Raw genomic sequence first — 12,984 nt, 5'->3', positions numbered from 1 at the left:
AAATAATCCACGATAAATTTGAGGGTGCAATGCACATGATCTAGCAATAAATGAAACTAGAAACAAGAAGAGGGCTCAACAATATGAATGGAAAAATTTCAAAAAGCATTTACAAAAATAATATAGGCTTATTTATTTTGTCCTGCTTACTTGGTATTGTGACATCTATTCTGTTTATTGCACTGGCGATTATACTACAAAGATTTATTGATTATTCAATTAATAAAGATATTGAGAATATCATTAAATTGACTACCTTTTCAGTTATTTTATTACCTGCAGGGGCATTGGGTATGTATATAGGTTATGCGGTTAAAAATTTATATACAAAAAAGGCAACGTTAAACCTTAAAAACACCCTTGTTGAAAAAATTTTAAAGTTAGATATGAGGAGTTTCAACAATGAGAGTAATGGAACTTACATATCACGATTGTCTAATGATATAACTATAATTCAAAATGATTATATAAAAGGAACCGTAGAAATCTTTGTTCAGCTAGTTATGCTTATAGGTGGAGTGCTTATGATGTTTATCATCAATTCATTTCTTGCAATAAGTATATTACTCACTTGTATATTTCCCCTTACCATCTCGAGTATATTTAATAATCGTATGCAAAAAGCACAAGGGGAAGTAGCTGAGCAAAATAAAAGTTATGTATCTTTTATTAAAGATATATTGTCCGGAAATCAAGTTGTGAAGAGCTTTAATATTGAAAATGAGATTTTTGAACAAGCAAAGGCAAAGGCAAACAAGCAGGAAAAAGCAAAAATGGTATACGAAAATCTGCTCTCACTAATTTATTCTCTTACGGATATTTCAACTTTTCTTGTTGCTGTAGTCATATTTATTGTAGGAACTCGGCTACTGATGAGAGGAGAAATTACAGTAGGCGAGATCATGGCTTTTATTCAATTACTAAATTGTGTAACAATTCCTATTAATAAACTCATAACTGGTTTCACCAAAAGGCAAGCCAGTCGGGCCTTGTTACTAAATTTCAATAAAATAGGAGAGACAAAAATAGATCAAACTCAAAGAATTGATATTCCTAAATTCAGTAACAATATTTCTTTGAATGGGCTGTCTTTAAGTGTAGATGGCAAAAAAATCCTTAATGATATTAATTTTGAATTTGAATGTGGAAAGTCTTATGCACTTGTAGGAACAAGTGGGAGTGGAAAAACAACCTTATTAAGGATGATGACTGGATTTTATGATGGGTATGAAGGAAATATTAAGTATGACGGAGTTGAACTTGAGAAAATAAGTGATCAATCTATTTTTCAAAATGTTAGTTTTATTCATCAGGACTGTTTTATTTTTGATGATACGATTGAACAAAATATTAAATTGTTTCGTGAATGTGACAAGGATGAGTTTGATCAGGTCATAAAGAAGAGTAGATTGCAGCAACTGATTAATGATCGAGGTGGATATGATGTATTATGTGGTGAAAACGGGATTCATTTTTCAGGTGGGGAAAAACAAAGAATTTCTATAGCAAGAGCACTTTTGAGAAAATCACCTATATTACTTATGGATGAGGCAACTTCAGCATTGGACAATCAAACAGCGAGTGAACTTGAGTCTATGTTAAGTGAAATGCAGAGTATTACCAAAATTGCAGTTACACATAGATTGGATGAAACAATTCTTAGTGGATATGATGAGATTATTTTATTGAGTAATGGAACAATTGAAGAACACGGAACCTATCATGAATTAATGGAAGCAAAACAAAAATTTTATGCATTAAGTATGTTGAGTAAATCTAATAATGATCTTGTATTAGAAAAGGTATAGAAGATGTAACTAGTATTGTATTTTTAACTGTAGATATGAAATAAGTTTTAGACTGATTAATACTTGTATCTAATGAAAGAGGTGTTCATGCAAATGGAACGAATCGCAGTTGTTGGGTGTGGCGGAATGATCGGTGAAGTCATTTGTAAAAACTTATGTAAAGACTTCATTGTTAAGGGTGGGCAGCGACGTCAACCTACAGCATTATTGAGTCTTAATAATTTCGAATACCACTATTTGGATATCTTCGACTGGGAGAACTTGATTACATTTTGTGCTGATTGTACTGTTGTCATTAATTGTGCAGGGCCAGAGTTTGTAATTAAAGATAGAGTTGCTCAGGCAGCTATGAACGTAGGGGCAAAATATATTGATGCTTCTAATGCTATATTATTGAGTCAAGAGCAAAAGCAAGAGCCTGAAGCTAACGGTGTAAATTACATAGGAGCTGGTTTTTGTCCTGGAATTACAGGGCTTCTATTAAGACGAGTAATTAATCATTTGCTAGATGAAACTAAATCTGTTAATTGCTATATTGGTGGTGCGGAAAATTACACAAAAACCTCTATCTCAGATATTTTAATGAGTGGTTATAGCGTCATTGGGAAAACAGACTCTTATTGGAGTGATCGTGCTGTTAAATCTGAAAATATAAATATGATGCAAAAAGAATTTGTCCCTGAAATTGATGTTCCTGTCTACAAGAAACCATATTTAAGTCAAGAGATCATTGATATTTTAGAAGATAGTTCAGTAGAGGAACTTCACTGGTACAACATAGCAGCAAATGATTATATTTTCCGTTTGGCAATGCAATTTTATCAAATGCAGCTTGAGTCTTCGGTTGAAGAAGCGATGGAAAAACTAGATATTTCTTTAGAGGGGAAACCTAAAGAGGAGTGGGTCGCGTTTGTCATTGATGCTACAGGAGTAAAAGATGGAAAAAATGTTAGGTGCCGATTGAATCTACAAATGGAAACAAGCTCGGAGTTAACGGGTACAGTGGCTGCTGAAACGGCAAGACAAGCTATTTTAAGCAATAGACCTAATGGTACCTACTGGGCGCATGAAGTACTTCCTATAGATTTTATGAATCAATATGGCTTTTCTAATAAACATGATTTTTACGAGGAAAAGCTGATTGAAATATAGAAATGATATGAACAAGTAACATTACAAATAATATTACTAAATATATTACTGTAGTCACATTGCGTACATCCTATATTGATTACATAGGAGGTGTACATTATAAAAAAGCTTTTATTTAAGAGATTGCCATTGATCTTACTTGGAGTAGTGGCTTATATACTAACAAAATACGCACAAAACCATCAGGATTGGGCAGAAAAATATAGTAGGTCTGTGTATCCTGTATTGTCAAAAATAGTAGGATTTGTGCCTTCTTGGGTCAAATTTGCGGTTAGTGAATGGCTTGTAGTGTTAGTTGTGTTACTTTTTCTATTTTATATCGGTTATTATGTGCGCAAAGTCTCCATACGTAAAGGTATGCGTAGGATGGTAGTTTATCGTGGTACGCTAGGAATTGTTGCAATCTGTAGTGTGATCTATTTTTGCTATACTGTTTTGGGTGGAATAAACTATCACAGGTATTCTTTTTTATCCTACACCGAATATCAAGAGGGAAATTACAGCGAAGATGAGTTAGTGAAATTATGTAAGTCACTTGCTGTTGAAATGGAAATGGCAAGGGAAAAGTTAGAGGATGCTGATCTTGTGGCTCAAGTACCAGATCATTTTGACTATTATGCACAAAATGCGGTGTTGTCGATGCAAATGTTATCAAAGAAATATCCAGTTTTGGAGCATTCTTTATATTCAACACCTAAACCAGTAGTGATGTCGAAACTAATGTCACATGCGGGAATACATGGTATTTTTGTCCCTTTTACTTTTGAATCTATTATTAATGTTAATGTACCAATTTTTTTGCTTCCTGCTACGATGGCACATGAATTGGCACATCAGAGTGGCTTTATGCATGAGGATGAGGCAAACTTTATAGCCTATCTAGCATGTAAGCAACAAGAAAACCCAATGATACGTTACAGTGGCTTTTTCCTAGCTTTTGATTATTCTATATCTGCACTAAAGAAAGTTAATCCAGATCAGGCGTCTAATATAATGTCTAGTTTGCCCAAGGCGGTACAGCAGGACATCATACAAAATGAGCAGTATCGAGACAAGTACGAGGGCGCTATTTCAAGTATTTCAAGAGTTGTAAATGACTTTTATTTGAAGGCCAATAATCAGACAGATGGTTTAAATAGCTATAGTGGGATGGTAAATTTGTTGCTAGCGGAGCAGCGAGAAATAGAGGGCTCAAGTTAACCATAGGAGTGAGTAAAATAAATAAAATAAAAGTTTTTCCGCTTCCATACGCTGGAGCGTCAGTGAATGTGTATTTTGAATGGAAAAAACTACTGCCGGAACGATATGAATTGTGTGTATGTGAATTGGCTGGAAGAGGCACTCGATTCACAGAGCCTTGCTACCAGTCTGTAGGTGAAGCAAGTGAAGATATCGCAAAAAGAATAAGTGAACAATTAAATTACGATGATGAATATATTATATTTGGTCACAGTATGGGTGCCTTATTGGCTTATGAGATATATTATCAACTTAAGCAAATGGGAGCTAAGGAACCAATGCATCTATTTTTTTCTGGCCGAAATGCGCCACATATTGTTGAAGAGAAAGATGACATTGAACATATGAGTGATGAAGCCTTCTTACAAACGGTAGAACAATATGGGGGACTTACTGAGGAATTTTATACAAAAGAGATTATGGATATCTTTCTCCCAATTTTGCGAGCAGATTTTATAATTTTGGACAATTATAAGTTTCAACCCAAAGCAGAAAAAATTAGCTGTGGCATAAGCGTTTTTTATGCGGATCATGATTCTTCAATTCATATCAATGAAATTCAAAAGTGGGCGGAAGTGGCTGAAGGGAATGTCACATTTCATGAGTTCAAAGGGGAGCATTTTTTTCTAAACCAATTTCCTAATGATATTATTAATACAATTGTTAAAGATACTGAAACTCAACATGTTTATTGTAATATGGTTGATAATACCCCATCCTTATGAGGATGGGGTTTATGCCGTAGTGATCTTATATTTAGACAAGATGGGGGAATTAACTTGCTATGGATTATTTCTCAAGTATTCAAAAATGTGTTGACTATGTAGATAAGCATCTCGATCAAGAGGTGGATATTGATAAGGTTATAAGTCAAGCACACATGTCAAAATTCCATTTTCATCGACTATTTAAAGCGATCGTCGGGATTACTATTCATGATTACATAAAACGAAGAAAACTCAGTGAGGCAGCTGAGCATTTATACCGTACGAATGATAATGTACTTATGACTGCAATTTTGTACGGATTTCATTCACAAGAGGTTTTTACACGAAATTTTAAGAAGCAATTTGGGTATCCTCCTGCTCAATTTAAAAAGTTAAACCCTTCTAACTGGCGAGTAAATAAAACGAACAAAATAAATATCGATGCCCTGCGAATGAATATTAAGGCGTTTAACGGAAAAGTAGTTCCTCAGGAGAAGGTTGAATATATTAGCAACTTAACGTTAATAGGTATAGAGCGCATAACAACAAATGATGAAGGATTAACTGTAACTGGAGCAATGCAAGGTTTCTTGTGTGAGTCTAAAATAATTCCGCACAAGGTGAATGATACGATATATCGACTGTGCTATGATCTCGACCCATCAAAAGGAGATCAAGAGGAACCTCTATACAGAGAGCTAATAGCTGTAGCGGTGACAGAGGTTACGCAGGTTCCAGATGGAATGACGACAAAATGTATCCAAGAAGCTAAGGTTATTACCTATTCACACAAAGGAAAGTTGTTTACCAAGGAACAAAACAAAATAATTGATACGTATCAGTTTTTGTATCGTTATCGTATCCCTTATGCGGAATATGAGCTCACTAGTGAATTATTACTTGAAAGATATGGCCCTGATTTTAAAGGTCCTGATCATGAAGATTCGGTTCTGGAAATATCTTTTTCAATAAAGTGAAAGTTAGAAAACAACATAGCAGAGTATCTAACAGAAAATATAGCAAAAATCATCAAACTTGAGTAAGCGATTTCCAATAAGATGATGAATAAGTTGAAGTCAAAGTGTCGGAGCTATAGGTACTGACAGCTACTGACAGCTACTGACAGCTACGTAGTAGTCTTTACTATTACTTACTAGCTCTTCCTGAGGCTACTTCTAGAATCAGCTTTTATTGGAGGGAGATTCCGATGTGTACGACATTTATTCTTCAAAATGATCATTCCATGTTACTTGGACAGAATTACGATTTTTATTATGGTCATGGGTTAATGGTCGTTGGTAAACGAGGTGTTCAGAAGGAAGCATTTAAATCCTTTAAATCATCATATGAAGACGGAAAAGGTATATACTGGACAGCGAATTATGGAAGTGTGACCTTCACTCAGTTTGGCCGCGAGTTACCTATGAGCGGAATGAACGAGAAGGGACTAGTTGTTGCCATGATGTATCATGATGAAGGTGAATTTCCGTGGGAAGATGATAGAATGTCGTTAAACGAGCTGCAATGGATACAATATCAGCTAGACCAATATGCAACGGTGGATGAGGTCATCTATCATCTTGATGATTTAAGGTTAGAAAAAGTCATGTATGTGCTACATTATACCGTTGCTGATACACAAGGGAATGCGGTTCTCATTGAGTTTATAGATGGCGTAGCACAAATTATTCATGATGAGAAGTATTTTGTACTATCTAATTCTAGCTTTAAATCTTCCAAGCGATATGCCAAAAAATTCATGGAAATACCTATATCTGAGCTATCTAAACGAGTGACTTCTCATGATCGATTCACACTTGCCTATCGCCATGTTGAACGTATCAATTCAATGTTGACGGAAGTCCCCATTCCAATGGATGAAGCTTTTTATGTGTTAAAAGAGTTATCAGTAAGCCCATCACCCGATAGCACTTGGGATTGGATTGGTGAAAAGACACCGCCTACAATAACTTATTGGAGTATTGTATTTGATTTGGGAAAAATGAGCATTCACTATAAAGACTATCATAACAACAAAATTCGTACGATCGATTTGAATTCCCTTAACTTTGCAAAAACGGAGCCAACCTTATGCTTGCGAATAGATAATCAGTTAGAAGCTTTAATCAATTCAGCGTTTGTTCCGTATACGACTAACGAAAATAAGAAAATTATTGATTTAAGCTATAAGCCAATTAGTGATATTTTTCCTATTGAGGAACAACTTAAGTTAGCTATGCACCCAGATAAATTTCAGTAGTAATGTGATTAGCCCTAGTCCCTAATGCAAACCACCCGTTAGACGGGTGGTACTGATTGATAGATTCATTACCCATTAACTACTTTTCTATGCTCCTTTTTAGTTTTTCTAGCGCCCTGAGGAAACGTTCCTCATTTTGTAGTACAGCATAGTTTTTATCCTTTCCAAGCGTGTCTACCATTAAATGTTTAATTTGTTCGTATTGTTGTTTTTCAGTACTTAAGTCAATTTTACAAAATAGCGGATGATTGGAATAATCGAAGCTTAATGACATTATTTTATCAACATAAATTTCAAATGAATTCAGAGCTTCCTCGATTTTTCCCTGTTCTGAAAGTAGCCTGATTTTCTGATCAAGCCCTATGGCACCTCGTAAATCAAAAAGTTTAATCATCTGGTCACTCAAATCTGCTATATGTAGTGCACGGGTGAAATCGTTTTTACGTTCTGAAATGGTACTCAGTATACCAAGTGTGGCTAGTGATTGATGAACAGAACGAAACAGCTTGTTTTCCTGAAGTTTTTCTGCTTCATCCACTCTACCTTGAATCATATACAGCATTGGATATAGAGCATCGGCATCGACATTTGTTTTTGGAAGGCTATCGAGAAGTTTTTCTGCTCTGTCACATTGGTCTGTTGTCATGTAAAGGCTGGCAAGGTTAACTGTAACGGCTGAGGTCAGTTTCGGGTCTTTGCTAGCTAAGACTTGTTCGTAAATTTCTGTAATCCGGTTTGTCACTTTTACTCTTTGTTCTTCGTCAACGAACCTAGATAAAGCTAACTCACGCTGATAGAGCAGTGCAAAATGGTATTTTAGATCATTGCTATTTGGATACTGGTGAATTAGCTCTTCGCACTTACGATAACCGGATTCAACCCCTTTTGTATCAAATAATTCCTCCATCTGCTTCGCATACTCTAAAACTTCAGCATCACTCAAATCCTCTTGATAAGATAGCAGCTTGTCGGTTGTGATGCCAAGCAAGCGTGCAATGGGTGCTAAAAGCATGATATCTGGATAAGTGTTCCCACTTTCCCATTTACTCACGGCGGGTGTGGAGACACCTACTGCCTTAGCCAGTTGCTCTTGCGTAAGCCCCTTTTCTTTACGATATTTTATAATTACCTCTGCTATTTTTAGGTTCATCATGCACCTCTGAATGGATTTACAAAAGGCCTTTTGTTTAACTTAATCATACCATTCCACCCCGTGTACACAATGGACGCATGATTAACTTTTGAACATAAAAATTTAACCAGTAGGAAAGTTTTTGTCCTCCCAATGAATCAACAGCAGTTTAAAATTGCATGATAAAATATTGATTATTACAGATTATTATTACAGATTTAGCCTGTATCGTCCCCAAAATACATATCAAGAACATAGCGTTTCAGATTAGAGCTCAAATTAGTTTAGACAATTCAATAATTCAATAATAATTAATGTTAAATTGACCTATCCTTTTTATGAAAAAAGATGCTATCATATTCTAACTAGTTTAATTATTTCTTGTTTTGCATTTTTTAACTAGTTTATTTCCATGCCTTATGACAGGAAGGACTACATACTTATGAAAAGGCAATTGTCAGTTTTGATTGGGATGTTGCTAGTTTTTACGGTGGCAAGCTCTGTTTTTATATATGAGTGGCTACACTCTACTGGAAATTATCCTGAGGCAAGAGAAGGTGTGCTAGATGCAAGGGAGTGGAAGTTCTCTGATAAAGGGATTATTCCGCTTCGAGGGGAATGGGAGTTTTATAAAGGGAAATTGTTAACCCCTCAAGACTTTGCTGACCATAGAGACGAACTACAAGCAGAACGTCTTTTGCTTCAGGTTCCAGAACGGTGGGATGACAAGGTATCAGATGATGGACATGGTGTGGGGACATATCGTTTGCGCTTGCTTGTGAGTGACTTAGGTGATTATAGTCTTAGAATTAAAAAAATCAGGTTGTCTAGTCGAATCTACATGGGCGGGGAAGAGCTTGGGGGTACGGGGCATCCTGCGTTATCCTCTCAAGATTTTATACCTAGCAATGTTCCCTTTTTAGGTAGGCTTGATACGAAAGCTAAGACGGTGGAAATCATCGTTCAGGTTGCAAGCTTTCGTTATGTGGAAGGTGGCATTGTACAGGCACCGGAGTTTGGACTGACAACGGATGTAATGAATCGGCGGGACAATGCACGTATTGCCGATATGATCGTAATTACGACCTTGCTTGCCTTTGGTATTTTTTTTGCGGGGATGTTTCGGCAATGGCGGCGTGAGCCCTATCTTATTTATTTTAGTTTGTTTTGTTGTTCGTTGGGCCTTTTTTTTAGTATTGATAATGAAATCATTGCGGCAAATCTATTTCCTTCGATGTCCTTTCTTTTGCTACAGAAGCTATTATTTATTTTGCCTTACTTCACTATGTTTTTCTTTATTCACTATGTAAGGCTTTATTTAAACGACCAAAGTGGAATTTATTTTAAAACATTTATTTGGTCTTCCTATGTGTATCTGGCTTCATTGATTGTAGTTCCCAATGATTATTTAATAACATTATTTTGGTTTGGTGCCGTGTTACAAATTATTGGCTTTTGTTTTATTTTTTTAATTATTATCCGAAATCGTCAACAGGGGGTAAAGGTTTATTATATTTTGCTTGGTGTATTTTTCCTGACAATTACTTGGATTGTCGCTCAGGCTCGGTACCAATTAGCGATAGATAGTCCATACTATCTTACGATTACGTTAGTGTTGGTTGTGCTGTCACAATCGTTTTTAATGACGGATCAGATGCAAGGTTCCTTTCTAAAAAGTGAACGTTTAGCTCAGCAGTTACTTGTGAGAGATCGGCAAAAGGATGAATTTTTGGCAAAAACGTCACATGAGCTACGTACACCTTTGCATGGAATCATTAACCTATCCGAATCGTTGCTTGAAAATAAAGAGACACCACTCGGATCGGAGCACCGTGAAAATATTAGATTGCTACATCTTATTGGACGGCGATTATCAGGGTTAGTTAATGACATTTTAGATATGAATCGAATTCGTTATGGTCAGCTAAATATGCATTTAATGCCAGTTGATTTATTTGTCTCGACGCGCTTTGTGATGGAGATATTATCGATTGCACCATTTAATAGTAATGTACGACTTGTAAATGCACTACCTTCGAAACTTCCGCTTATCCTAGCTGATGAAAATCGGCTTCGGCAGATTTTGTACAATCTGCTCGAAAACGGACTTAAATACACCGACCAAGGTAGCGTATCGATCTCAGCGGAACGACATGGGGATTTGTTATACATTTCAGTTCATGACACTGGTAAGGGGATCCCGAGTGAAGCCATGGAGAATTTATTCCATCCCTTTTTCCAGCATGATGAGGAGGGCTTTCATTCCCGTGATGGAATTGGTCTTGGACTAAGCATTTCTAAGCAATTAGTGGAGCTACAGGGAGGGCATTTACAAGTAGAATCGGAGGTAGGTGTTGGTACACGCTTCACTTTCACTTTACCTGTTTTAATAGATAGTATAGATAACACGGATAGTATACAAGAAGCGGCAGTTACTGTAGAAAAATCTGAAGGTGATCAACTTAAACCGTCTTATACGGGGCGGAATAAGGAGTACGGAAAATGGGCAGGGCACCAGTCCTTACATCAGGATGGTCATTCACCATCAATCTTGAGTGCACCGCATATGCCCCTAAACCATGGGGAAATGTTCCATATTTTAATTGTCGATGATGAGCCCTCCAACCTTAAGGTTGCTATGGATGCTATCGATTCTCTAGGTCATACCTATACAACTGCAGGTGGAGGAATGGAGGCATTAGAAGCACTTCGTGAGATGAAACCTGATCTTGTATTACTAGATTTAATGATGCCTGGTGTGTCAGGTCTTGATATATGTCGGGAGATTCGTACGCTGTATGATTTAGCAGAGCTTCCAGTGCTTATGCTGACTGCTTCAGGACAAACTCGCGATACGATTGCTGCCTTTTCAGCAGGAGCCAACGATATTTTACAAAAGCCATTTGAATTGGCGGAGCTACGTGCACGCGTGCAATCGCTACTGGCGATGAAAAGCTCCTCAGAGCGAGCGATTCGACGGGAGATGGATTTTTTACAGGCACAAATTCCTCCACATTTCCTATATAATAGTTTAAATGCTTTGGTAGGGCTTAGTTACAAAAACATAGATAAGCTGAGAGAAACGATACATCATTTGACGACCTATCTTCGTGCGAAGTTTACATTTGTCTTCCATGGAGACGAAGTACCGTTAGAAAGAGAACTAGAGCTGGTTCGTGCGTACCTTGCGATCGAGCAGCTTCGTTTTGGGCAACGGTTAACTGTTCGGTATACGATCGGCGAAGACGCACATATTTTACTGCCACCACTTATTTTACAGCCGATAGTCGAAAATGCAGTGCGTCATGGCATTGGACAAAAGCCAGAAGGGGGCACGGTAGACATAATTATTTCTAAGCGTGACTGGGGCGTAGAGATTGTAGTTGAGGATGATGGTGCCGGGATGGACGAAGAAAAGCTTAAGCTGCTAATGATGGGTAAGCCTAGTGGAGTTGGCATTCATAATGTGAATCGTCGTCTACAAATGAGGTATGGAAGAAGCCTAGAAATTGTTAGCCAACCTAATAAAGGAACTAAAATAACGATATATTTGACGGAGGCGCGACATGCATAGAGCGATTTTAATAGATGATGAAGAAATTGCGCTTGATGTCATGAATATTATGTTGGATGAGGTCGGGGGCGTAGAAGTAGTAGGTAGATATCAACTTGTTGCTGAAGCGCTGGCGCAATGTGGAAATCTCAAGCCGGATCTAATATTTTTAGATATCGAAATGCCAGGATTAAATGGACTAGATGCGGCAGTGGAACTTACTATTCACTGTCCAGATGCAAAAATTGTGTTCGTAACCGCTCATGATCAATATGCGATTGATGCTTATGATACGGATGCGATAGGGTATTTACTGAAGCCGGTCGTAAAGGATAAGTTGGTTAAATTGTTGCTTCGTTATGATAATTTACAACATAGACAGGTCAGACGGTTAGATAATATTAGGGAAGATGGGGGAAATGAGTTAACCGCCACGACTTTATCGACGGTTTCAGGGAATGTAGGTGTAAATAAAAAGATATTACAGCTTAAAGTACTTGGAAGCATGGAGTTATATACGCCGGGTGGCCAACTAATGACATGGCGTACGAAAAAAACGAAGGAATTATTTGCGTTTCTTTGGCATCATCGTGGACAGCCAGTATATAAATATGTCATTTTAGAGCATTTATGGCCAAATGATACTGCGGATCGTGGTCATAAGCTACTTCACACCTCACTCTATTATTTACGGAGTATGTTCAAATTAGAAGGTTATGATGGCTTTGTTAAATATGGAGATGATAAGTATTGGATTGATCCATCTGCTGTGCGAAGTGATTTGGATGAATTACAAGAAGGGTTAAAATTTATGCAAGCAGGGGGAGCGATTAAGAATATCTTTCAGCTTTATAGCGGTGATTATTTTGATATGGAATATTATGATTGGGCAAATTCGTATCGAGTAGAACTGCGGGCAGTGATGATCTCCAAGATGACCTTATCGTTAGATCAAGCAACAAAGGAAATTAAAATACAGTTACTCAAAAAGCTCATCGAATTGGAACCAATGCAATGGGAGTATTACGATCTACTAGCTGATGCTTTGAATGAGGTAGGGGATCAGGCAGGTGTACGTCAATTACAACTTATACAGGAGCAAATGCGTTTAAAAGAAGGTTAAGCCTTGTTAA

Annotated in this window: 9 protein-coding genes; 8 read left to right on the top strand and 1 reads right to left on the bottom strand. The window is 37.0% G+C overall.

Features of this window, described 5'->3' with window-relative positions:
• The first annotated feature begins 50 nt into the window (after window positions 1-50).
• The 6 genes from ABE099_RS11945 to ABE099_RS11920 all read left to right on the top strand — a co-directional run bounded on the left by ABE099_RS11945 (window position 51) and on the right by ABE099_RS11920 (window position 7,166).
• Complete coding sequence (locus ABE099_RS11945) at window positions 51-1,808, top strand: ABC transporter ATP-binding protein (protein WP_430030889.1); 1,758 nt, start codon at window positions 51-53, stop codon at window positions 1,806-1,808.
• A gap of 93 nt (window positions 1,809-1,901) precedes the next feature.
• Window positions 1,902-2,960: a saccharopine dehydrogenase NADP-binding domain-containing protein gene (locus tag ABE099_RS11940; RefSeq protein ID WP_430030886.1), complete on the top strand. Its 1,059-nt coding sequence runs from the start codon at window positions 1,902-1,904 to the stop codon at window positions 2,958-2,960.
• 129 nt (window positions 2,961-3,089) lie between these two features.
• Window positions 3,090-4,160 (top strand): DUF3810 domain-containing protein, encoded by a 1,071-nt coding sequence (locus ABE099_RS11935; RefSeq protein WP_430031097.1) that lies wholly within the window; start codon window positions 3,090-3,092, stop codon window positions 4,158-4,160.
• Between the two features lie 8 nt (window positions 4,161-4,168).
• A complete protein-coding gene (locus ABE099_RS11930; protein ID WP_430030883.1) occupies window positions 4,169-4,924 on the top strand; it encodes a thioesterase II family protein in 756 nt (251 codons plus the stop codon).
• Window positions 4,925-4,983: 59 nt separating this feature from the next.
• Entirely contained in the window at window positions 4,984-5,883 is a 900-nt protein-coding gene (locus ABE099_RS11925) for an AraC family transcriptional regulator (RefSeq protein WP_430030880.1), read from the top strand.
• Window positions 5,884-6,113: 230 nt separating this feature from the next.
• A complete protein-coding gene (locus tag ABE099_RS11920; protein WP_430030877.1) occupies window positions 6,114-7,166 on the top strand; it encodes a linear amide C-N hydrolase in 1,053 nt (350 codons plus the stop codon).
• Window positions 7,167-7,245: 79 nt separating this feature from the next.
• On the opposite strand, the gene ABE099_RS11915 is transcribed toward ABE099_RS11920, so the two are convergent.
• On the bottom strand, window positions 7,246-8,316 hold the full coding sequence (locus ABE099_RS11915) for a helix-turn-helix domain-containing protein (RefSeq protein ID WP_430030874.1): 1,071 nt from the start codon (window positions 8,314-8,316) through the stop codon (window positions 7,246-7,248).
• Window positions 8,317-8,740: 424 nt separating this feature from the next.
• Between ABE099_RS11915 and ABE099_RS11910 the strand changes: the two genes are divergently transcribed.
• Together ABE099_RS11910 and ABE099_RS11905 are read left to right on the top strand one after the other, a co-directional pair.
• Window positions 8,741-11,872 (top strand): hybrid sensor histidine kinase/response regulator, encoded by a 3,132-nt coding sequence (locus tag ABE099_RS11910; RefSeq protein ID WP_430030871.1) that lies wholly within the window; start codon window positions 8,741-8,743, stop codon window positions 11,870-11,872.
• Entirely contained in the window at window positions 11,865-12,974 is a 1,110-nt protein-coding gene (locus ABE099_RS11905) for a response regulator (protein ID WP_430030868.1), read from the top strand. Before ABE099_RS11910 ends, ABE099_RS11905 begins: the two co-directional genes overlap by 8 nt.
• The last annotated feature ends 10 nt before the right edge of the window (window positions 12,975-12,984 follow it).

Source organism: Paenibacillus turicensis, from assembly GCF_050461185.1.
Taxonomy (GTDB): Bacteria; Bacillota; Bacilli; order Paenibacillales; family Paenibacillaceae; genus Fontibacillus; species Fontibacillus turicensis_A.
Note: the sequence above shows the minus strand (reverse complement) of the source record. Positions and strands in the feature narration are given on the sequence as shown.